The following is a 21,910-nucleotide window of genomic DNA, read 5'->3' as shown; positions in this document are numbered from 1 at the left end:
CCTATCTGCAAACGCGACGCGGATAAAAGTTACAAACCTTTTTGCAGCAAACGCTGCGCTGACATCGATTTGGCAAAGTGGCTTGGTGGTGATTATGCAATTGCCAGCACGGATCCAGATGACGTGGATCAGATCGTAGATGCACTTGAAATAGAAGCCGAGCGGGCCGCGAAAAACATTCACTAGCGCGAATTACGGTGAAATACACAATTGGGCAAAAAGGCGCTGGACACCACCTAATGCCTGACCTAGAACGACGCCACCCAAGGGGGTCAACCCCATCCCGTGCCCGGGTAGCTCAGGGGTAGAGCAGTGGATTGAAAATCCTCGTGTCGGTGGTTCGATTCCGCCCCTGGGCACCATTTTTACCAACAATATCAATGACTTAACTTAGCGCAATGCGCGCTAAAGTTGTGTAATTCAAAAACACACCTTAAACACACTTTTTGCCGTGTTGCTGACTATTTTGACTGCGGATTCGCTGTGTTGAACACTGTGTTGGCTAGTGCTGTGTTGCGAACACTGTGTTGGCGAAGTTTCGGGGGGAACATGGGTTTTGAGGGACGATGACTACCCTAACTAGTCGAAGGCAGGCGAACTACTGATCCGTCGCTATCCAAACAGTCTTGGGCTTGCTTTCTGACTTGCCTAATTTCGACTATTAAATCTGCAATGCATATTTCATCGATACCTGAGCCTTTTTGACCTTCAGTCAAGAACACATCCTCAGCAACCAAATAGACTCGCTTAACGAACCAACGTCGGCCATTTTTGTTCAAGAAATCATAGCCAGATCGATTTTCAAACGTAGCTTCTAGTAAGCGGCTAGAACCCTGTTCGATCCAAGCGTCTAATCGTTCATCAAGATGTTCGACATTGTTGCGAACAGTACGTCTCAAAAGTAGCGACTGATCTTTGACGTTCAGAGTTTCTTTAAGTTTCCGAGAGCGTTCATATCTCACATGCTTATTGTTGCTAGTATCTGGCAGTAGAATTTTAGAAATCATAGCAGCATGGTTTAGCAAAGACTGAATGCCCCCCCAAACAAGTCTGTTGTCTTTAGTTTCTAGATCTAGTGTCAGTTTTCTCACTCGGGCGTGCGCAGCTAGTGTCAGATCAGCTTGGATAAGAATTTCTTCAACAAGAATATTCCGAGCAACTGATGAAATTTCTATGGTCATTTGTAGTCCTCGCATCGCCAACTCTTTGCGACCTACCTAACGGTTTAACACACACTTTGGTAGACTTGTTGGTGCGCCCTGCCATAGTGTTAGGTTGAGGAGCATGACATGCGGCAGCTGCGTGACGACACACATCTGATACTAGACGGCGAGGTACGGGTGTATCGGCGTGAGCGTAGCAAGCGTTGGCAGGCGGCCTTTGTAATTGACGGGCACACTATCCGCATAAGCACGGGCAAGCGTGATTTGGCTGAGGCCAAGGAGTATGCGCGGGATACGTTTCTTGAGTACAAGTTCCGCCACAAGAACGACCTACCTGTTGTGACCAAGAAGTTCTCTGACGTTGCCAAGCTGACTATTGCCGATATGCACAAGCAGCTGGATGCGGGCTTAGGGCGCAAGGTGTTTTCTGATTACATCGTATGTATTGAGCGCTACCTCATCCCGTTCTTCGGTGCACAGTATGTGACCACCATTGATTACGAGAAGGTGCAGAAGTTCTACGAGTGGCGGCGGGCTAAGATGGGGCGTGAGCCAAAGGCTAGTACGCTTAATACTCATAACTCAGCCATGAACCGTGTATTTGAAGAAGCAGTGGCGCGGGGCTTTATCGCGCACAAGAATGTGCCACTGCTGGTAAACCGTGGTGAGAAGAGTGAGCGGCGTCCTGACTTCACCCGGGAAGAATACGCCACACTGATCCGCAAGCTGCCCAGTTGGATCAATGCGGGCAAGGCAGGCAAGCCCACAGACATGCGGCATTTGATGCGGGACTATGTGTTGATCATGGCCAATACGGGCATGCGCCACGGCACAGAGGCGCTGAACCTCAAGTGGAAGCATGTGACGCTGTTTGAAGACGGTGGTCAGCAGTACCTAGAGATGAGCGTGTCAGGCAAGACTGGACGCAGGGACATCATCTGCCGCAGCGGTACGATCAATTACCTAAAACGCATACACGAGCGGTCAGAGGACATACGCCACATCCCTTTTGAAGACCTGCTCAAGCAGCGTGTTGATCTGCCTGTGTTCAGACTGCCCGATGGCACCGTATCCAAGAACATCCACCAGACGTTCCGCAAGTTCCTTACCGATACAGGGCTGATCACATGCCCACGTACAGGGCAAAACAGAACGCTTTATAGCCTACGGCACACCTATGCGACCTTCGCTCTGCTCAACGACGGGATGGATATACATGCGCTGGCTATACAGATGGGTACAAGTATTGGCATGATTGAGCGGCATTACAGTCATTTGACGCCGCGCTTGAAGAAGGACATGCTCACGGGCAGGAGGTTTGAATTGAGCAGGGATGAGTATGATGATCACATATCTTCCTCGTCTTCATCTTCGTAGGGATCATCACGTAAGCCTAGATCAACCAAGAACTCATCAAAATATCCGGTGTCGAGAGGGTTTTGCGATTTTTCAAAATCGTCGCCTTGGAAGTAGAACCCGTAAAGGGCTTCGTTAATAACTTCCATGTCTTCATCTTTTTCCTTTTCAAATTCCATTACTACTTCCGCAGACATTGCTTGGAACATCAATTTGATCTTCAATGCTATTGCTGCATCAGTCTCTTCCCTAGAAATGAGATTAATTTGGACGAAGTTTCCAAACGAGACTGTTTCCCCTATTTGAAGCGGGGTACTTTTATCGGTGATTTCGTCGATGAAATCCTCAAGGTCCAAGGAATTGCAGCGACCCATAGTGCCTTCAGGGATCGTTAATAAATTGAGTTTTTCCATTTCAAGCTCCTTATGTCGCAATAAAATGCTTATCCTTCTTTCAAATAAGCTCTACTACTTTTTTTATCTGATCGATGTTTATGTCGATATATCGTTGAGTTGTGCCAATCTGGCTGTGCCCAGCTAGCTCTGCAAGCAAACGAACACCGACGCCCTTGTTTGCTAAGCGTGTGATGTAGGTCCTGCGCCCCGAATGACTTGATGCATCCTTAAGCCCCACTGCTTTGTAAATGTCCAAAAACAGCTGACACATAGTATTGGCTGAGAAGTGCCCGCCCTTTTGGCTTTGAAACAGTGGCCGCTGAGGGTCTGTGATGGGTATAGATGCGCTGTACTCGAGCAATGCCTTCCGCAATCGCTGATTGAGGTACACTGTACGGGTCTTGCCGCCCTTGCTTTGTGCTGCGCTGAGGATGAACTGCTCACGCACGTCGCCCGCTTCATCAAACACATTACCAACTGTGAGCGCTGCAATCTCCTTAGCTCGTAGACCTGCGTAAAAGCTAGTGAGTATAATCGTTTCATCACGTGTTGGATGACGACGACTGCGGCAGTACTGTATAACCCTGCGCAGCTGTGCATCATTGAGTGTCTGTGCTTGGCGCATGGCGCTATCCCCTCAAAACCTAAGCTTTTGTGTGCTTTAAGTATAAAGTCTGAGGTATTGGTTGGGCGACCAGAAATGGTGTCAAATGATATTCCAATGAATTCAATAGGTTACGAAAAAATCTCATACTATACGAATTCTATGAGGTTTTGAGCTGTGTGATTGCGCTCAGGTAAAACTGCGCAGTTAAGGAAGCATTTAATGCCGCTGTGCAAGCTCAACAATGTCGTCAGTGTCCAACTGCAACCAAGCAGGCCATAAGGGTGTTTTGAGATACACAGCTTCAGACCTCTTTGAGCCTTGATCCTTGTGTTCAAGCAGTAGCCCAGCCCAACGCATAGGACGTAACACGCAGCTGTAAAACGCAGACGTTGCCCGCCATGCCATCGGTGCGTCACTGAGCTTGCCGTAGAACACTTCGTACAGCTCAAGTTCTGTTGCCGTATTCTCGGCTTCTACGTTGAGCACATTGAACCAAACATCCCATGTACCTAAGGCTTGTTCACCGCTGCGACTGTAAGCGCTATGGTCAATGTTAAAGATATAAAACGGCAGAAGCGTGTTCAGTAGCTGTGATGGATTGGCCAGTAATTCTAAACCGCGTTTGGTGATTTTGAACTGCCCTTTGTAATGCCGAGCTAGTTTAAGCTCTATCAACAGGAAATGAACCAGCTCAAGCGGCGGGAAGTCATATTCGTTGAGGACTTTGTTCACGCTGAATAAATCGTCATAGCCCATGTTGGGCCAATCAAAATGTTCAGCAGCCCAATGCACAAACACCCGCTTGAATGCCTTGCTAGGCGTGAGTGGGATTGAACCATGATCTTGCGTGTATTGCAGGGTCAGCTGTGCAGCTCGCAGCAAAGGCGAATGTGCCATCACAGCATTATCATTGGGTAGGACGCGGAACTCTATCATGCAGAATAATTGGCATGGCGATGATGACTGTGCCAGTTTTAATTATGCTCAGTATTCTTCTGCCAGCATAATAGTGAGCACCCGTGCAGTCACAGCAGGATCACTTGGATCAGGCGAGTGCATCTGCAGGTCTAGATCGAAGTAGTCAAACTTCCAAAAGAACGTATTGCCGTTCAGCTTGATGGCCCCAAAGTCATGCTCCGCATATGGGTCGTTGTCTGGTGTAAAGGCATCGAAGTCCTCTACGGCAATCAGCAGCTCTGCCACTGTGAGTGGATCGCAAGACAACACGCCTTGAGTGAGTATCCAGCGACAATGATCAAGACGCTGCCGCGCCCGATCATTAAGTGCTGCTATTTTAGCTGTGTTTGCGTTATGCATTTGCCGCAGCTTTGGCAGCCCCTGGCTTTAGGCGTTTCTGTCGCTCAGCTACTTTGGTGATGGCCGCGTCCAACTCCCCTGCAGCCACTGCATTGAGAAATGCATCGAGAACACCAGCGACTTCATCCAATGACTTCACAAACACCGCATTGTTGGTGCCATCGGCTGCAATCACACGTGCCCCATAACGACACTGAACATACCAGCCGCCGTCTTGCTCAAAAAACCACGGACGCACACGGCGATGCGTTTTGATCAGCTGTGCTTCTCCAAACTTATCTTTGATCCACTTGTGTCGCTCAACTCGGTGATCTTGCTTCTTGAGTGCTGCCGCGTGCACCATCTTTTGCTCTTTGAGACCTGCCACGAGTTTGTCACGTCGCGCCATAATGGGATCGCGCTTGGTGCTGCGATCAACTGTTTTGAATGTAAGCTTTGCGAGATGTGTCATGTGCGCTCCTACCTGTTTGGTTACAGCTAAAGCGTATGGTCAGACTTAATGTAGAGCTACCGGAAAGACGCTCAAGTAACTGATTTTATGTGATAATATGATATTATGGGGTAATGCTCAGATAAGTGCGGCATTGATCATATGTGTTCGCGCTTAATGATTGGTGTATAAAAAGCAGCGCTCACACACCGACCCCGCGCCCACAAAAAAAGCGTCTAACGGTTTGCTCCGCTGACGCTGTGTTTAGCTTTTCTCTGTGTCTTTGTTCTTTGCCTGTTTGATCAAGTTCGTTTGAGCCTTTGTTGATGTTCTGTGTTCTTTTGAACCTTTGTTAGTTTGAACAACAGCTCGTGAACAAGGATGTGCCAAGACCTGCGTCTTTGACATTTACCCTGTCTAAACTGCTCAAGTGCTTGCTGCGCGAAGGGGCTTAGCCACGCTCCATCATCTGCAAATCACCGCTCGCCTCATGTCGTGCCTGTTGTGCCTGTAATGCCTGTTGTGCCTGATGTAGCCAGAGTGGGCTGGCCGCCCGTGTAATGCGATGTGCCTGTTGTTGGGCGTAGTGCTCATTCAATGCGAGCTGTGGCGGCGGGGTTGATTGCTTAGCGTCCCAACTGAGATTGTCCAGAATCGTGTCACTGCCCAAGCGCCAATACTCGTGGGTGACATAGCTTGTCACAGCCGCGCGGTCTTGTACGGGCATGATCCAGTTTTTAGCCAGCGGTGCTGTTTGAGTGTCATGCTGCGCCCAGATTGCGTTGAGTAAACAGCACATATGTTCTGTGTCCTGCAGTGGACTTGGCACTACGAAGTGAACATGGAAGTTCTCATGATCCGCGCCTTCATGAGCAAAGCACCAGCGCGGCACCCGCATGTTCTGACGCTCAGCGGCTTTGCCATAGATCACGCGATCCAGTTTGTTCCAGTAGCTGCGCAGGAGTTTGTTGGCAGTCTTACGTCCAATCGTTCTGCCATTCACGAACTTGAGCGTGCCAAACACATCCCAGTCTTGGGCCATTAGGTGCTGCACCAATGCCAGTCGTTCTTGTTTGCGTTGCTCAAATCCCATTGTGGTTCTCCATGTTTATTTATCAACGAAGGCACAAAACGGGGCAGAAACAGATTATGCTGTGTCGCAAAAACAGGCACGCACAATTGTGTTGGAACCACTGTGTTGTAGGTTTGTGGTTGCAACACTGTGGTTACAACACAGTGTTGCAAGAAGTTTCCACAACACAGTCACCGATGAAGCGCGGGACAAAAAAACACCGCCAACAAAAATGCTGACGGTGCTAATTGCTATTACATGTCTTGCGAATACATCGCGTCTATCAAACCGGGAACCAGCAACCCTTGTAACAGTAGAATTGAGTCCAAACTCTCATACCATGGCGTTAAATCGTCAATCTGCTCTAAACGCTTCAACGCCTCGATCACTCTTTTGTCGACCAGCTGATTTAAATTCAACAGCTCAAGAAGCAACGCCTTATTTGCTATGACCTTTCCTTCTGTGGTTCAGCGCATAGTCGATAAGCGCAGTCTGATCTGCGCCGTCTAACCCACACCAAACACGTTTGAAGGCTGTGTATTGCGCCTTTTTAAGTGTTCGCTTGGCCCGTTCCAGTACATGCGTTTCGTAGGGCTGTTCAGGCAACGCATATACGTTCAAATCTAAGCCGTATATTGGCGCAATCCTCTCAAAGTCGTCCCAGTAATAACATTGGGCAATCATACGTTCGGTTTCTTCGTCAACCAGCTGAGGGAGCCAGGAGAGTTCAAAATCAAGCGTCTCCATCACTTGCCCTCCGTTGTGTTGTGAATTGTCAGAATTTGAGCAGGCGTGACGCCTGATGCCGCAGGGTTCGTGAGCTTGTGCACAGCGCCCTGCAATCGCAACACATAGTCTTCGATCCAATCGTTAAGAGTACGACCGCTACCCTCAAATCCGCTCAACAACACCTGTGCCTGTGACGACGTGATTGGAATGCCTTCGGCTGTCATCACTGCAACCACTCGTAATACCCATTGGGCAACGCTGGGGTAATCCACAAACACAGGACGGAAACGATCCTTCAGCGGGCCATCAACCAAGTGCAGGTTGTTTGTCGTCGCAATGACCACACCCATTTCATATTGATCGATGAACGCCCGTAGCTTGTGTTGCATTGGAAGTGTGAACTGATCAATCTCGTCGACAATAGAGCAGCCAGCAAGAGCTCCTGCAGACAGTTGCCAATTCCATTGACTGAGAATAGGCCCAAAGCTGTCATGCTGTGCCGCATAGGCTTTTGCATTAAAGGGCTCTGCCAAACCTGCCTGCCAAATCGAACCCAAACGTTCTCTCATAATCAACTCAGCAGAGACCGACTTACCTGTGCCTTTGGGTCCGTAGAGCAATAGATGCTTGTCGCGCTTGTTATTTGCGTAATCCTCAAGTGTTTGTTGTACATCACTGCTTGCGAAGACCACGTCGCTGAGCACTTGAGGGCGATGTTTTTTGTCAAATGTCATAGTCTTTCCTTTGTAAGATGAGAGGCTGCAGGCGACGGTGACGCTGCCTGCAAGCTCTGTCCGTTTATGCTGGGGTAAGCTCAGCTTCAGTGACGCTTACATCAGTCGGCATTTGTGCAGCTGCGATACCTGCAACAAGCTGTGCTACATTTTCTGCACGCTGCTCCGCGTCTTGCTTGGCAACATTGTGTTCAGCGGTTTGCGCTGCTTTTTGCTTGAGCGTTTTGCCTGCAATAGACAGTACAGTGTTGACAGCTGCTGCGTTGTTGGTCCCGAACACAACACTTGCTGAACCATCCGCGTTTTTACGGACCAGCGCCAAGCTGTAAAATGCCCCGTCCACAGGTTGAAGATCGTCCATCATATCTACCGACATCAGTGACGGTTGATTGTGCAACACGCTTTCAGCGTATTCCCGACTTTTTTTTGCGAGCGCGGCAGGGCTTTCTCCGTCAGCGCCTTGGCGGCGGATTTCGTCAATACCGTTGTTGTCAGTGATGAACTTTGGAAGCGTTTCCCCTGTGATCCGCTGATCTGCTGCTACCACAAGAACGCGAGCATATGTGTAAGCGCGATTGGCTATTTTGGTCTCACGCCCACTGCCCACAAAGATCAAACGTACTATGCGAAGAGCAAGACTGGTTTGCGAGTTATACGTGACATTGTAAGTATCCAGAAGGTCAGTGACAGCTTTGCTAAGGCCACGATCTTTGCGAACCTTGAGGAACAAATCCAAGGTGTTGCCCAGCAGAGTATAAAGCTCCGCGTTGCTGGCAGCATAAGTACCCTCTTCCCAAATACGACGCTTTTCGATCAGAGCATCTACTGTGTTTGCCACCATGAGTGTGTTGTTTGTTGTGTTGGTCATGTGAATATCTCCTGTGTTGACCGCGACTGGCTTGATTGCCGTGTCGATGTTCAAGTTTTACGACCAGACAACTAGAATCGATATTTACTACGCATAATTGACAATTAGCGGATAATGTTATTCCAATTTATCTATGCAAAATGAACGAAAACACTATGATAGCCCTCGTTCCACAGACTTCCGTAAGGACGGCGTATGGGCCGCAAACCTCGGTTTCTATCTGCTTTGGATGGAGTATTTGGCCGTCAGCCCAAGCTATGAACTGGCGCGGCGCTTTCGCGCGAATGATTTAAGTGAACAAGAACTCGCAACACTGCCTGCTGACTTTGAGGACGTGCTAGCGGTCTATGACGACTTAGGCGACGTTCAACGGGTTCGCTTCTTGGACTGGTGGAGTGAGCGGGCGTTGCCTGTGTTTGGGTACAAAGGCAGCAAGCCACGTGTGCGTAAAGTCGATGTGCTGCGCAGCGACAGACACCGTAAAGCTGCATCCCGTCTACAAGACTTCATTGAAGATGATTGGACAGAACAAGGTCAGCCCAATTCTATGGTTGTGAATATCCCCGTTGGTTTGAGCAAAGCGCAGATAACAAGGCAGTTGGGCAAACTGATCGATGGCTCACTAAAAGAGCGCCGTGTTTTACCAGAACCAGTTGCAAAATATCCTTTACTGGGCACACGCCAGCGCAAGGATACGCTGTTTCGGTATTTATATGTTGTGTGGGTGCGCAGTGCCATGCCCCGCCAAGCCCTGTGGCGTGTTGGAGCTCGCGCAAAGGTCAGCGATACCTATAGCCGTGAACTAGACCCCAAAGTGCGCATACCACGTGGTGAACTCACATATGATCGCTCAGTGCTGTCTGCACTCACAAGCCGTGCTTGGAGCAGAGGTATTGCGCTGGCCGAGAATGCAGCACGGGGACGGTTTCCCAGTTATGACAAAGTGGAGCATGGGCTGGAGCCGAACCTTAATGACAGCTGGACGCTGATCTCAAGTCGTCGCCGTTGGAAGAAAAAGCTTGGACGCAGCGAGAGCTAGGAACTGGGTTCCGTCACAGGCACGCACAACTATGGCGCAACCACTGTGTTGTAGGTTTGTGGTTGCAACATAGTGGTTATCCCACAGTCTCCTGAGAAATTCCCACAACACAGTCTTGCACCAAAGCATCGCAAGAAGTTTCCACAACACAGTCTCGCGCCACAGTGCCGCAAGAAATTTTCGCAACACAGCTTCTGGCTTGTTTGCTGAGCGACACTATCCGCACTCGTGTTTGCTCCAACACAACCGTGTTTTGATAAATACTTGCGAGACCAAAACACTGGGAGAATTGGATGAGCATAAGACTATTAGAACACATGCGCGATGAGTTGATCGCAACCGGTATCGTGCAGAACACACCAGAGTTCTGTCACAGCTGGCTGGGGCGCAGTGAGGGCTATATCCGCGTGCTGCGCTATCACAACACGGAACCAAGTGTGAGCACGCTCAGCATTTGTGCAAGCAAGCTTGGGTATTATGCAGCGCGATTGGCGGCAAGTGATCAGCAAGATCATCAAGCGTGGGGGGAGCGCTTGGCAAACCTTAAAGCTCTTTGTGACAGGGCCATAGCTACGCAAGCAGAAGCCGTGTGGCGTGCGCCGGAACGGATGGCAGTATGAGCAATCATCCGAAATGGGTTCTGCAGCCTCAAAAATCTGCGCTGCGGTTTTTTATGGGGAACTACTTACACAAGTTGGTTGGTGGTTTAGCATCACCCCATATTGGCAGCGTCAAATGCGCATAGCTGAAGTGACATGCAAACGCCCTGCGCCGCTGCCAATCCCCAAACCCGCAAAGCCAAAGAAACGCACGACTAAGAAGCGCAAGCCCAAGCCGTTTAACACGCCAAAGCCCGACAACCTTAGCTAGGGGTACTTGTCGCCGTCTGTGCGCAGGCTGTAGGGGTCAGAGCGCCTCGCCCTACAGCTCGTGTAGCGAGCAACTAGAGTTACTGCGCTACGCTGCGTTTTCAAATGGAACCGTGCAGATTGCCGCAAACCAATGCTAGTAGCATCTTGATTGCTCAAACTGCTGGAAGGCATAGTTCAAATGCCCTAACCTTTCAAAAAAAGGAGGGAAGTAGTTGGGTGAAATTCCAAGAGACAACTTTGAAGCGAGGCTTGTCGATGCCCCTTTAGCGGCACGAGGGTTCTTTGAAAGTGTGATTGAGCACTTTGATAAGCGCAACTCTGTGAAGGTGCATTTCACCGACACGAATGGTGGAGATCTGCGTTTGGCTGTGCCTGGCGAAGTCTTGGGGCAAAGGCGCTTGCGTAACTTTGCAACCATGTACTGGCAGACATCCAAGCAAGTTGTATTCGCTCGTACGTTTCTTTCACCTGAAGAGCTAGGTTTGTTTGGGGTTCCAAACAGCACCGAAACTTCGAGTAGTGAACCACTCAACAGTGAAGTTCGGATGGGTGCAGAGGTTTGGCGCTATGGAGCTCTTACTTTTATTCGCGCTCTTGAGGCGGCGCATTTTGCTTTCTTGAGTAAACATGAAAATAATTGATAACTCGACTACAATACTTGGCGACGAAATACGCCAAAACTTAGGCCGTGGCTCAAAGTTACGCATCGCTGCGTCTTGCTTTTCAATTTATGCGTATGAGGCGCTCAAGGCTGAATTAAAAAAGGTTGAAAGTGTTCAGTTTATTTTCACCACCCCTACATTTGTGCCCAGTGAAGTAACTGACAAAATACGAAAAGAGCGGCGAGAATTTTTCATTCCTAAAACAGCTCAAGAGAGTAGCGTGTATGGAACAGAATTCGAAATTCAGCTCCGCAATAAATTGAACCAGAAAGCTATCGCACGTGAGTGTGCTGCATGGGTTCGCAAGACGGCTAAGTTCAAGTCAAATACGACTAAGTCTGCCATGCAGCAATTTATGCACCTCGAAGACGCCGGTAGCTCAAAAGCCTATATGCCGATAAGTGGCTTTACGGCTCCTGACCTTGGCTATCAAAAGGGTGACGCTGTTTCTAACTTTGTCACTGAGTTTGACGAGCTGACGCATACAGGAATGTACCTGCAGCTCTTTAACGAAATCTGGAACGATGAAGACAAAGTGCAGGATGTAACAGACTCTATATGTACGTACATCGAGAGCGTTTATCAGGAAAATTCCCCTGAACGAATTTACTTCTTAATGCTTTATAACATTTTTCACGATTTTCTTGATGAGGTTGACGAGGATGTTCTGCCGAACGATTTAACTGGCTACAAAGATAGTTTGGTTTGGAACAAGTTGTTCAACTATCAAAAAGATGCGGCAACGGGGATCATCAATAAACTAGAAACACACAACGGCTGTATTCTTGCGGATAGCGTCGGACTAGGCAAAACTTTTACAGCCTTGGCTGTCGTCAAGTACTATGAACTGCGCAATCGCGCCGTGCTAGTTCTGTGCCCCAAGAAGCTAGCCGATAATTGGCGGAACTATAATACGAACCTTAAGACCAATATTTTTGCTGGTGACAGGTTCAACTATGATGTGCTCTGTCATACCGACCTTTCACGAACGAGTGGTGAAAGCTTTGGCATCCCGTTGAACCGTATCAATTGGGGAAACTATGATCTTGTGGTCATCGACGAGAGCCACAACTTCCGAAACAATGATGTTTTTAAGGATCGTGAAACACGTTATCAGAAGCTAATGAACAAGGTCATTAGAGACGGTGTAAAAACAAAAGTCCTGATGCTATCGGCTACGCCAGTCAACAACCGGTTTAATGATCTTAGAAATCAACTTGCTCTTGCTTACGAAGGTCAATCTGAAACCCTGAGCAAAAATTTGAAAAGCAAAAACAGCGTCGAAGAGATTTTTAGACGTGCGCAGGCTGCATTCAACAATTGGGCTGATTTGCCACCTGACGAGCGGACATCAGCTTCAATTCTCAAGACGCTCGATTTTGATTTTTTTGAACTTCTGGATGCAGTCACGATTGCGCGATCTCGCAAACATATCCAAACTTTCTACGACACCACCGACATTGGGCAGTTTCCCACGCGACTCAAACCGAAATCATTTCATAGTCCTATCACTCACCGTGAAGATGTAATTGGTTTCAACGATATTTTTTCTCAACTATCGGTTCTGAAGCTCGCTGTTTACGCTCCGATCAGCTACATACTGCCCAGTCGCTTGGCCAAATATGAAGAGATGTACGATACTTCTGTCGAGGGTGGTCGAGGAAAGTTAAGGCAACTCGACCGTGAGCGCAGCCTTCAAGCGCTAATGACAACGAATTTGTTGAAGCGGCTTGAAAGCTCAGTTGAGGCGTTTCGATTAACACTAAAATCCCTTGCAGGAAATATTCAACGGACCTTGGTGGCCATAAGTGACTTCGAGCAAGCAGGTGGAGACACTGATTTTTCTGATTTGAGTTCAGACTTTGATGTTCTTGCCAGTGAAGATGACGAACTCACAGGGTTTGATGAGTTCACTGTCGGTAAGAAGGTCAAGATTAGCCTTGCTGATATGGACCTTCCTTCATGGAAACATGAGCTAGCAGCTGACAAGTTCTTGATCGACGAGCTGATCGCATCAATGGAGCTAGTCGAACCAAAAGACGATGCAAAGCTTCAGCATTTGAAAGAGTTGATCGAAGCCAAAATTGACAACCCACTTAATCCTGGGAACAAGAAAGTAATCATTTTCACGGCGTTTGCTGATACGGCAAACTATCTATATGAAAATTTAGCCCCGGCCTTACTAAGCGAACGCAGCCTTCATACTGGTAGAGTAACGGGTTCTAGCTCACCGCAAACGACACTTAAGAGAAACTATGACTTTCAATCGGTGCTGACGCTGTTTGCTCCAAGAGCAAAAGAGAAACAGCTTGTACTGCCCGAAGAAGCTTCTGAAATTGACGTTCTGATCGGTACTGATTGCATTTCAGAAGGCCAAAACCTTCAAGACTGTGATTTCTTAATTAACTACGACATTCACTGGAACCCTGTTCGAGTGATCCAGCGCTTTGGCCGGATTGACCGTATTGGATCTCCCAATAGTCAAATCCAATTGGTCAACTATTGGCCAGATATCTCGCTTGATCAGTACATCAATCTGAAAGAACGTGTCGAAAATCGCATGGTGATTACTGACATCACAGCAACAGGCGACGACAACGTTCTCAGCGCTAAAAGTACCGACATTGCGTACCGCAAGGATCAGCTGATGCGCCTTCAGGAAGAAGTTATTGAGCTTGAAGATGTGAAAACAGGCGTATCCATAACAGACCTTGGCTTAAACGATTTTCGTATGGACCTGCTCAATTACGTGAAGGAGCATGGCGATCTTTCTAAAATGCCAAATGGTCAACATGCCGTGGTCGCAGCGCAGCCAGAACGCGGACTGGAGCCCGGAGTGATCTTCGCGCTGAAGAACGTTCACAACACCATCAACGTCAATCAACAGAACCGCTTACACCCATATTATATCACCTACATCGACAATGAAGGTGAAGTGATTGCAGATCACACTGAGGTGAAACGATTGCTCGATTTGATCCGTAGCAGCTGCAAAGGGCAACACCAACCCATCGATGCCATGTGTAGGTTGTTTAACGAACAGACTGACGATGGTCGGCATATGGAACACCAGTCTGAATTGCTCAGCGCAGCTATTCGCTCCATGATCGAAGTAAAGGAAGAAAAGGATATTGATAGTCTGTTCGGCGGAGGACGTACATCTGCCCTTGTACATACTATTGCAGGACTTGATGACTTTGAACTTATTGCCTTCCTTATTGTTCAAAATACGGAAGGCTGAAACGTGCTGTTTGCCTATCCCAAGTCCGCCCAGTTTGGACGTGTAATCCCTAAGTCAAAGATCTATGAACACGCAGGTGCGAATACAGCTTTGAAGGAGCTGTTCGTAGCTCAAGTCGATCAGATTGTTTGGAAGTACAAGCTGGCACCAGAAACGACTAATCTGCATGTGGCAAAGTCCATCACTGAAATTCAGGTATTCGCCATAAGCTTGAAGCTGGCGCCGCTGCACTCAGATGTCTTGCGGGCCATAGACCGTGCTATTCCATTCCCACTGATCTTTGAGGTAGCACACGGAAGCCGCAGGCAGACGATTGCTGCATTCAAACGGCCCAGCGAGGTTGATGGGTCAAAGTGGGTAGTTAGTGACTACTTCAAGTCTGAATGGACACCATCAGATAGCCCGCGCACATCTTTGCCAGTGGCCTTGGACTTGGCCTCTCTGTACGACAAGGTATTGACAGCTCTAATGCCCGTGCAGCCCTTGGCTGAAGAGAACATTCAAGCCCGCGTGGACCGAATGGAAGCAATCAAGAGTAAAGAGCTTGAGGTTGGGCGTATCAAGGGCCAACTGTCACGTGAGAAACAATACAACAAACGTGTCAGCATCAACGCAGCTTTGCGTGTGGCAAAACAAGAATTGGTTCAGCTGAAAGCAGCTGACCTACAGAACGATTAAGAGGATTACGGCAATGGACAAATTGAAAATGCACAGCCCTGACTTGACGCAAGACAACATTGCCAAAATTCGTAAGCTCTTCCCAGGTTGCGTGACCGAGGCTGCGGACGACAATGGAAAGCTGCGACTGGCGATTGACTTTGATCAGCTGAAAAATGAACTGTCGGAAAGCATCGTCGAGGGGCCGCAGGAACGCTATCACCTGAACTGGCCGGGCAAGCGCGAGGCGCTGATCACCGCAAACGCCCCCATTGCCAAAACCCTGCGCCCTGCGCGGGACGAAAGCGTAGATTTCGACACCACCCAGAACCTGTTTATCGAAGGCGACAACCTCGAGGCGCTGAAGCTGCTGCAGGAGACCTATCTGGGCAAGGTCAAGATGATCTACATCGACCCGCCGTATAACACGGGGAAGGATTTTGTTTACAAAGACAGCTTTGCAGAAAGCAACTCTGATTTTCTCAAACGATCGGGTCAGGAAGATGAACAGGGGAGTAGACTCGTAGCGAATACTGAGGCTAACGGTCGTTTTCATTCAGTTTGGCTGTCCATGATCCTGCCAAGGCTCAAGTTGGCTCGGAATCTTCTGACTGATGAAGGAGTCGTCTTCATCTCGATAGACGACCGCGAAATCGATAACCTTCTGAAAGTTTGCAACGAAGTTTTCGGTGAAAAAAACTATCTTGGGACAATCCTTTGGAAGAAAAAAACTAACGGCAACAATACCGGCTATATACCACCAGTGCATGACTACATCGTTTGCTTTGGCAAAACTGCACAAGAGAAGTCAATCTTAGGATTCAATGTTTCCGACGAATATCTCGCGAAAACCTACTCGAACCCGGATAGTGATCCTCGCGGCCCATGGACCACATCCGATCTTTCAGCAAACCATGAGGGCCCCTACTTTGAAATCACCAACCCAAACACAGGTGTCACGTACTGGCCCCCCGAGGGCAGGTATTGGGTTTTCAACGAAACCGAAGTGCAACGTCGAATTGATGACGGGAGGATAATCTTCGGCAAGACCGGAAAAGCAGGTCCAATCCAAAAGAAGTACCTGTCAGAAAGAACATCGATGCGCTTTAAGCCAGAGAGTTGGTGGGATAAGCATGGTCTAAACGAAGACGGCACAGCGGAAATGGCTGATCTCTTCGCGCCGAAAGTATTCGATCATCCGAAGCCAACCGAGATGGTGAAAAGGCTCGTTGAGATTGGTTCTGGTGACGGTGACATCGTTTTAGATTTCTTCGCAGGAAGCGGGAGCACCTTCCATTCGACACTGAAACAATCGGCCAATGATGGACTTCGGCGCGTTTCAATAGCGGTTCAACTTCCGGAAGAACTGTCAGAGAATGCGGTTGCACGTAAGAAACTTGGCTTTGAGACTCTACCCCAGCTAACAAAAGAACGCATACGACGCGCGGGTCAGAAAATCCTCAAAGAGGAGTGTCACCCCGATTGGAACAAGGACGTCGGCTTCCGCGTGCTCAAGATCGACAGCTCCAACATGGCCAATGTGTTCTACACGCCGGATCAGACCTCTCAGGCGGACCTGCTGGCAAACGTGGACAGCATCAAGCAAGGCCGCACATCAGAAGACCTATTGTTCCAAGTACTCGTGGACTGGGGCGTTGACCTGACCTTGCCAATCAGGCGTGATAATATTCAGGGCAAGACCGTGTTCTTTGTCGACGAAAACGCACTCGTGGCTTGTTTCGATACAGGTGTGACAGAAGAGTTAGTCAAAGAGCTGGCAGGGCACGAACCCTTGCGTGTCGTCTTTCGTGACACTGGCTTTGTATCAGACGCGGTGAAGATCAACGTCCAACAAATCTTTAAGCAGTTGTCGCCCATGACCGACGTCAAAGCAATTTGAGGGCGCAGGTATGAAACTGAAGTTCAAGGTTCAAGCCTATCAAACGAACGCAGTTGAAGCTGTCGTAGACTGTTTCGCAGGGCAACCGCGTAGCGATGGCATCAGCTATCGTATTGACCCGGGTCGTTCAAAACAGATCAAAGCAGAAGAAGCAGGCTTTAAGAACGCTGACCTTCAAATACCAAAATCTGAGGTATTGAAGAACATCCAAGCCGTGCAGCGCCATCAGAACTTGCCAATATCCGACAAGCTGATCTCAAGCGCAGGCTGCGATTACAACTTAGACATCGAGATGGAGACGGGCACGGGCAAGACCTACTGCTATGTCAAAACCATGTTCGAGATGCACAAGCGATACGGCTGGTCCAAGTTCATTATCATGGTGCCGAGCATCGCCATCCGCGAGGGTGTGCAAAAGTCGCTGCAAATCACAGCAGAGCATTTCACCGAAACCTACGGCAAGAAAGCAAGGTTCTTCACCTACAACTCCAAACGGCTGCACGAGCTGGAGAGCTTTTCCAGCGATGCAGGTATCAACGTTATGGTGATCAACACTCAAGCATTTGCGGCAAAGGGTAAGGATCAGCGACGCATCTACATGGAGCTAGACGACTTCCAGTCACGCCGCCCTATCGATGTGATTTCACGTAACCGGCCGATCTTGATCCTTGACGAGCCGCAAAAGATGGAAGGCAAGGCGACTACAAAAGCTCTCGAAGAATTCCATCCGCTGATGATCCTGCGCTACTCGGCAACCCATACGACCCAGCATAACAAGGTGCACCGTCTTGATGCGCTCGATGCTTTCAACCAAAAGCTAGTTAAGAAGATTGCTGTGCGCGGCATTCAAACACGCGGTCTGGCAGGGACTGCGCCATATATGTACCTTGAAGGCATTGAAGTCTCAAAGAAAGCGCCCATCGCTCGCATCGAGATGGAAGTTAAATTGGCGAACGGGGATATTAAGCGCCAGCTCAAGCGTCTTGAATTCGGTCGCGACCTGTTGAGTGTTTCAAACGGCCTTCAAGCCTACAACGGTTTCACAATCTCACAGATCGACGCGAACAAGGATACTGTTGAATTCACAAATGGATTTGAACTTCGCGCGGGAGAGGCGACGCAAGACCTTTCTGAAGAGCATATGCGGCGCATCCAAATTCGAGAAACGATCCGCGCCCACTTTGAAAAAGAGCAAACGCTCTTTGCCAAGGGGATCAAGGTTCTGTCACTGTTCTTCATCGACACAGTGTCTCGGTACCGTGATTATGACGCAGAGGACACCAAGGGCCATTACGCCCAAGTGTTTGAAGAAGAATATGAAATTCTTAGAGATGAGTACCTCTCAACGCTACCGTTGGAGTATCAGGATTATCGAGCGTTTCTTGAACGCGATGAAGTAGGCAAGGTGCATGAAGGCTACTTCTCCATCGACAAGAAAAACCGTCTAGTTGATCCAAGCGTCAAGAAAACTGGCGAAGAAAAAGGGCTTTCTGATGATGAGAGCGCCTATGATCTAATCCTGCGTAACAAGGAACGGTTGCTGTCGCAGAATGAGCCTGTTCGCTTTATTTTCTCACACTCTGCGCTCCGCGAAGGCTGGGACAACCCAAACGTCTTTACAATGTGTATGCTCAACCGTGCAAACAGCAACGTACGCCGCAGGCAAGAGGTTGGGAGAGGTCTTAGGCTTTGCGTGAACCAAACTGGTGAGCGTATGGACCATCCATCGGTGGTGCACGACATCAATGTGCTGACGGTTGTGGCCAGCGAAAGCTACAAGGATTTTGTCTCGAACCTGCAGAAAGAGATTTCTGATGCCCTTGTTGCCCGCCCACGCAAGGCCAATGAAGCGTATTTCAAGGAAAAGGTACTGCGCACTGAGCACGGTGATGTGCCTGTTACCTCTGAAATGGCTGCTCAGATTGAATTTTACCTCATTCAAAACGGTTATGTTGATCACCAGCGTCAGGTAGTCGAGGCGTACCATACAGCAAAAGCAGAGGAAGCGCTTGCACCCTTGCCTGACACACTTATGCAGTACGCTCCGCAGGTGTTTGAGCTAGTAGACAGCGTTTTCAGCGCAGATGCACTTTCACGCATTGTAGACGATGGGCGCAAACCCAAAACAAACCCGCTGAATGACAATTTCGAAAAAAAGGCCTTCAAAGAGCTTTGGGAGCGCATCAACCAAAAAGCTGTTTATCGTGTGGATTTCGATAGTGACGAGCTGGTGGAGAAGTGCGTTGCTGCTTTGAACAAAGAGCTGAACGTGACGCCTCTGCAATACACAGTACAAGTGGGATCACAGGGCGACAGCTTGACTGCTGAACAGCTTTCAGACGGCAAGGGCTTCAAGGTCAAAGATACTCGTATCGAGTATGGCCAATCTGCCTTCTCCAGCGTCAAGTATGACCTGCTACAAGAAGTGTCTGAAAATGCTCAGCTAACCCGGCACACCGTCGCTAGAATTCTGTCCAGCATGGAAAAAGCAGTCTTTGACCAGTTTAAGAAGAACCCTGAGCAGTTCATCTCAGAGGCTAGCAGACTGATCAAAGAGCAAAAAGCTACCGTGATCATCGAGCGTCTTACTTACGATGCAGTGGAAGAACGGCACGATGTAGGCATTTTCACAGCAGCACAGACTGGGAATGATTTTTCGAAAGCAACCGAAAAATTGACCAAGCATGTGTTTGATCATGCAATTGTGGACAGCAATGTTGAGCGTGAGTTTGTGGCTGAGCTGGACACCAGCTCTGAAGTGGTCGTGTACGCCAAGTTGCCACGTGGCTTCCTGATCCCTACACCAGTTGGCGACTATAATCCTGACTGGGCCATTTCCTTTGAAGAGGGCTCGGTGCGTCACATCTACTTCGTTGCAGAGACGAAGGGCAGCATGTCATCAATGAAGTTGCGTCCAGACGAACTAACCAAGATCGAGTGCGCTCGTAAATTCTTTGCCGAGATTAGCAAGGCAGATTTGCCCAACAATGTCCGCTATGACGTTGTGGACAGCTACAGCAAGTTGATGGACTTGGTAGCTAGGCAGTGATGGATCTGAAATTCAAAATGTTCCATGAGGCAAACGCCAAACTTGCCGACGGCTTCAGTCGGAGTGATTTACTTTCAATTTCAGATGATGACTTCGAAAGAAAGCACGGTTTTATTCAATGGGCGTTCCCCACGATTAAAAATACTCGCCAGTTTTCAAACGCACCTGTATTAGACCTACCCTCAGCTATTTGGCTGTCAGAAAGACAGGACGTCACCGATTTCCTTGAGGCAATGACAGTCAGGTTTTTGGAGTTTCTTGCAGCCAATGATCATTGGAAATCACGTTACAATCACAACCACCTACGGATAAGCAGAGCGATCGAAAGCTTAAGGGTTCTACATAGTTGGGAATTGTCGAATTGGTTTTACAGCAAAGTAGTCGAGTTAGCCGGTTCCAGCTTTGAGAATATGGGGGCCTCTGATGAATACTGGTCCACTTACGCCTCCCCAATTCACGACAGGATAGCTGGGGCTTTTGTCGGTTTAGCTATTGGAGATGCATTAGGTGCACCCGTAGAGTTTTCGCCAAGAGGTACCTTTGAACTAGTAAGTGGATACCGCGAGGGTGGTCGCTTTAAGTTACCAGCTGGTGCATGGACGGATGATACAGCCATGGCTCTTTGCTTGGCCCAAGTACTGATCAACAAAAATGGTTTAGATGCAGGGCAGCTTTTAGAGAGCTTTTGTCATTGGGCTGAGCATGGATCGAACACGAGTACTGGCGTTGCCGTCGGTATCGGCCAAAACACACTACGGGTACTCGGTGACTACAAGCGTAATGGATACCTTGAAGCCTTACCGTTCGGCTCTAAAAACGACGGCAACGGTTCACTGATGAGACTAGCGCCTGTAGCTTGCTATGCTCACGCTGATCCTGCGCAAGCAATTCACCTAGCAAGCCAACAGTCTTTAGCAACACATGCATCCCACTCAGCCGATCAGAGCTGCCAGCTTGTCGCTGAGTTATTGTGCGGTCTAATTAACGGCCACAAGTTTGACGAACTCTGGCAGGTAGCCTCAGAAAGAAATTGGGGTCCTGCAGTGAGATCTCTTTTCGAGCACAGCTACAGCGAACTAAACTCTGACAACGTTTTTGCGGGTGGTTATGTCATAGACACCCTACATTCAGCTCTATGGTCGTTATTACAATCCGACAACTTTGAAACAGCAGTTATCAAAGCAGTTAACTTAGGAGATGATGCAGACACAGTAGGGGCAGTTGTGGGGCAGCTTGCAGGTGCGATGTACGGTTATGCATCTGTACCTGCACATTTTAAACAAAACTTAATTGATGAGCGGAAGCTCTATGTTACCTCTCAGTTCTTAAACTCATCATGGTGATTGCAAAACGTCCACCAATCTCGATGGTTAACCAAAAGTTAACTTCATGTTTGTCGTCAGAACGCACATGAAATGGCCTTTCGCTTAAAATGATACTTGGGCTATTCTGAGGCCACTACATCAAAATGGTGAAACCGTTGATCCAAACTTGGGATACTAAAAAATGTACAGGATGCATGAGCGACTTCCCCGTACACAAAGATTGGCAGACCCAACCCTTGCAGTGCGGGCCATGTCGATTAATTACCCGAAAATTTGTAGATGCAGTGGAATACTTGCTCAGGGAAAGTTGTGTAATCTCACACCCTGAAACAAAAAAAGTGCTATTGAAGTTAGTCCAAGACGCTAGTGCGCTCTACCGGAAAAAGAAACTTGATGGTGAAGATCCGAGGAGAGCGTGGCGCTCGGTGGAACGTAAACTCGCACATACTATTTGGTCTGACAAGACTTTGCGTAAAATAGTACTTCTTACGATT

At 48.6% G+C, this 21,910-nt stretch carries 20 protein-coding genes and 1 tRNA gene; 11 read left to right on the top strand and 10 right to left on the bottom strand.

All coding sequences use genetic code 11. The features are described 5' to 3' along the window. Together NIG5292_RS11670 and NIG5292_RS11665 are read left to right on the top strand one after the other, a co-directional pair. On the top strand, positions 1-186 hold a 186-nt coding region (locus NIG5292_RS11670; protein ID WP_082136699.1), incomplete at its 5' end, for a DNA gyrase inhibitor YacG. A 101-nt stretch (positions 187-287) separates the two neighbouring features. Then, a tRNA-Phe gene (locus NIG5292_RS11665) sits at positions 288-362 on the top strand. Between the two features lie 213 nt (positions 363-575). Here NIG5292_RS11665 and NIG5292_RS11660 read toward each other — a convergent pair. Continuing rightward, positions 576-1,181, bottom strand: a complete 606-nt coding sequence (locus tag NIG5292_RS11660) for a hypothetical protein (RefSeq protein WP_143082015.1) — start codon at positions 1,179-1,181, stop codon at positions 576-578. Between the two features lie 108 nt (positions 1,182-1,289). Here NIG5292_RS11660 and NIG5292_RS11655 point away from each other — a divergent pair, with 108 nt between their 5' ends. Beyond that, positions 1,290-2,540, top strand: coding sequence for a tyrosine-type recombinase/integrase (locus NIG5292_RS11655; protein WP_048599727.1), 1,251 nt, complete (start codon positions 1,290-1,292; stop codon positions 2,538-2,540). Here the strand turns inward: NIG5292_RS11655 and NIG5292_RS11650 are convergent. From NIG5292_RS11650 to NIG5292_RS11605, 9 genes are all read right to left on the bottom strand, one after another. Then, positions 2,510-2,932, bottom strand: coding sequence for a hypothetical protein (locus NIG5292_RS11650; RefSeq protein ID WP_048599726.1), 423 nt, complete (start codon positions 2,930-2,932; stop codon positions 2,510-2,512). The genes NIG5292_RS11655 and NIG5292_RS11650 overlap by 31 nt on opposite strands. Positions 2,933-2,972: 40 nt before the next feature. Further along, positions 2,973-3,539, bottom strand: coding sequence for a tyrosine-type recombinase/integrase (locus NIG5292_RS11645; protein WP_048599725.1), 567 nt, complete (start codon positions 3,537-3,539; stop codon positions 2,973-2,975). 198 nt (positions 3,540-3,737) lie between these two features. After that, a complete protein-coding gene (locus NIG5292_RS11640) occupies positions 3,738-4,418 on the bottom strand; it encodes a hypothetical protein (RefSeq protein ID WP_233488225.1) in 681 nt (226 codons plus the stop codon). A gap of 87 nt (positions 4,419-4,505) precedes the next feature. Next, positions 4,506-4,838 (bottom strand): DUF3768 domain-containing protein, encoded by a 333-nt coding sequence (locus tag NIG5292_RS11635; RefSeq protein ID WP_048599723.1) that lies wholly within the window; start codon positions 4,836-4,838, stop codon positions 4,506-4,508. Continuing rightward, positions 4,831-5,289, bottom strand: a complete 459-nt coding sequence (locus tag NIG5292_RS11630; RefSeq protein WP_048599722.1) for a hypothetical protein — start codon at positions 5,287-5,289, stop codon at positions 4,831-4,833. The genes NIG5292_RS11635 and NIG5292_RS11630 overlap by 8 nt, the downstream gene beginning before the upstream one ends. A gap of 430 nt (positions 5,290-5,719) precedes the next feature. Continuing rightward, the gene (locus NIG5292_RS11625; RefSeq protein WP_048599721.1) at positions 5,720-6,361 is read right to left on the bottom strand and encodes a hypothetical protein; all 642 of its coding nucleotides are present in this window, start codon (positions 6,359-6,361) and stop codon (positions 5,720-5,722) included. Positions 6,362-6,778: 417 nt separating this feature from the next. Continuing rightward, complete coding sequence (locus NIG5292_RS11615) at positions 6,779-7,087, bottom strand: hypothetical protein (protein ID WP_048599719.1); 309 nt, start codon at positions 7,085-7,087, stop codon at positions 6,779-6,781. Continuing rightward, the gene (locus NIG5292_RS11610) at positions 7,087-7,803 is read right to left on the bottom strand and encodes an AAA family ATPase (RefSeq protein ID WP_048599718.1); all 717 of its coding nucleotides are present in this window, start codon (positions 7,801-7,803) and stop codon (positions 7,087-7,089) included. Before NIG5292_RS11610 ends, NIG5292_RS11615 begins: the two co-directional genes overlap by 1 nt. Before the next feature lie 64 nt (positions 7,804-7,867). Next, a complete protein-coding gene (locus NIG5292_RS11605; RefSeq protein ID WP_048599717.1) occupies positions 7,868-8,671 on the bottom strand; it encodes a hypothetical protein in 804 nt (267 codons plus the stop codon). Between the two features lie 133 nt (positions 8,672-8,804). On the opposite strand from NIG5292_RS11605, the gene NIG5292_RS11600 reads away from it, so the two are divergent. From NIG5292_RS11600 to NIG5292_RS11560, 8 genes are all read left to right on the top strand, one after another. After that, positions 8,805-9,710 carry a hypothetical protein gene (locus tag NIG5292_RS11600; protein WP_048599716.1) on the top strand — a complete coding sequence of 302 codons (906 nt, stop codon included), beginning with the start codon at positions 8,805-8,807 and terminating at the stop codon, positions 9,708-9,710. Between the two features lie 293 nt (positions 9,711-10,003). After that, positions 10,004-10,330 (top strand): DUF6626 family protein, encoded by a 327-nt coding sequence (locus NIG5292_RS11595; protein WP_074842145.1) that lies wholly within the window; start codon positions 10,004-10,006, stop codon positions 10,328-10,330. Between the two features lie 464 nt (positions 10,331-10,794). Further along, entirely contained in the window at positions 10,795-11,223 is a 429-nt protein-coding gene (locus NIG5292_RS11585; protein ID WP_048599713.1) for a hypothetical protein, read from the top strand. Next, the gene (locus NIG5292_RS11580; protein WP_048599712.1) at positions 11,210-14,485 is read left to right on the top strand and encodes a helicase-related protein; all 3,276 of its coding nucleotides are present in this window, start codon (positions 11,210-11,212) and stop codon (positions 14,483-14,485) included. The genes NIG5292_RS11585 and NIG5292_RS11580 overlap by 14 nt, the downstream gene beginning before the upstream one ends. A 3-nt stretch (positions 14,486-14,488) precedes the next feature. Then, positions 14,489-15,163 (top strand): DUF4391 domain-containing protein, encoded by a 675-nt coding sequence (locus tag NIG5292_RS11575; protein ID WP_048599711.1) that lies wholly within the window; start codon positions 14,489-14,491, stop codon positions 15,161-15,163. 13 nt (positions 15,164-15,176) lie between these two features. Continuing rightward, positions 15,177-17,042 (top strand): site-specific DNA-methyltransferase, encoded by a 1,866-nt coding sequence (locus NIG5292_RS11570; protein WP_048599710.1) that lies wholly within the window; start codon positions 15,177-15,179, stop codon positions 17,040-17,042. Between the two features lie 10 nt (positions 17,043-17,052). Beyond that, the gene (locus tag NIG5292_RS11565) at positions 17,053-20,091 is read left to right on the top strand and encodes a type III restriction-modification system endonuclease (protein ID WP_048599709.1); all 3,039 of its coding nucleotides are present in this window, start codon (positions 17,053-17,055) and stop codon (positions 20,089-20,091) included. Beyond that, positions 20,091-21,434, top strand: a complete 1,344-nt coding sequence (locus NIG5292_RS11560; RefSeq protein WP_048599708.1) for an ADP-ribosylglycohydrolase family protein — start codon at positions 20,091-20,093, stop codon at positions 21,432-21,434. Before NIG5292_RS11565 ends, NIG5292_RS11560 begins: the two co-directional genes overlap by 1 nt. The last annotated feature ends 476 nt before the right edge of the window (positions 21,435-21,910 follow it).

Origin of the sequence: Nereida ignava (genome assembly GCF_001049735.1) — a bacterium.
Taxonomy (GTDB): Bacteria; Pseudomonadota; Alphaproteobacteria; order Rhodobacterales; family Rhodobacteraceae; genus Nereida; species Nereida ignava.
This window is presented reverse-complemented; position numbering and strand designations above follow the sequence as displayed.

Coding starts and splice junctions, on each gene's coding strand:
- NIG5292_RS11570 (WP_048599710.1), top strand. CDS start 15,177: ATGGACAAATTGAAAATGCACAGCCCTGACTTGACGCAAGACAACATT.
- NIG5292_RS11560 (WP_048599708.1), top strand. CDS start 20,091: ATGGATCTGAAATTCAAAATGTTCCATGAGGCAAACGCCAAACTTGCC.
- NIG5292_RS11625 (WP_048599721.1), bottom strand. CDS start 6,361: ATGGGATTTGAGCAACGCAAACAAGAACGACTGGCATTGGTGCAGCAC.
- NIG5292_RS11615 (WP_048599719.1), bottom strand. CDS start 7,087: ATGGAGACGCTTGATTTTGAACTCTCCTGGCTCCCTCAGCTGGTTGAC.
- NIG5292_RS11605 (WP_048599717.1), bottom strand. CDS start 8,671: ATGACCAACACAACAAACAACACACTCATGGTGGCAAACACAGTAGAT.
- NIG5292_RS11655 (WP_048599727.1), top strand. CDS start 1,290: ATGCGGCAGCTGCGTGACGACACACATCTGATACTAGACGGCGAGGTA.
- NIG5292_RS11600 (WP_048599716.1), top strand. CDS start 8,805: ATGCAAAATGAACGAAAACACTATGATAGCCCTCGTTCCACAGACTTC.
- NIG5292_RS11630 (WP_048599722.1), bottom strand. CDS start 5,289: ATGACACATCTCGCAAAGCTTACATTCAAAACAGTTGATCGCAGCACC.
- NIG5292_RS11650 (WP_048599726.1), bottom strand. CDS start 2,932: ATGGAAAAACTCAATTTATTAACGATCCCTGAAGGCACTATGGGTCGC.
- NIG5292_RS11565 (WP_048599709.1), top strand. CDS start 17,053: ATGAAACTGAAGTTCAAGGTTCAAGCCTATCAAACGAACGCAGTTGAA.
- NIG5292_RS11580 (WP_048599712.1), top strand. CDS start 11,210: ATGAAAATAATTGATAACTCGACTACAATACTTGGCGACGAAATACGC.
- NIG5292_RS11660 (WP_143082015.1), bottom strand. CDS start 1,181: ATGACCATAGAAATTTCATCAGTTGCTCGGAATATTCTTGTTGAAGAA.
- NIG5292_RS11595 (WP_074842145.1), top strand. CDS start 10,004: ATGAGCATAAGACTATTAGAACACATGCGCGATGAGTTGATCGCAACC.
- NIG5292_RS11610 (WP_048599718.1), bottom strand. CDS start 7,803: ATGACATTTGACAAAAAACATCGCCCTCAAGTGCTCAGCGACGTGGTC.
- NIG5292_RS11635 (WP_048599723.1), bottom strand. CDS start 4,838: ATGCATAACGCAAACACAGCTAAAATAGCAGCACTTAATGATCGGGCG.
- NIG5292_RS11645 (WP_048599725.1), bottom strand. CDS start 3,539: ATGCGCCAAGCACAGACACTCAATGATGCACAGCTGCGCAGGGTTATA.
- NIG5292_RS11640 (WP_233488225.1), bottom strand. CDS start 4,418: ATGGCACATTCGCCTTTGCTGCGAGCTGCACAGCTGACCCTGCAATAC.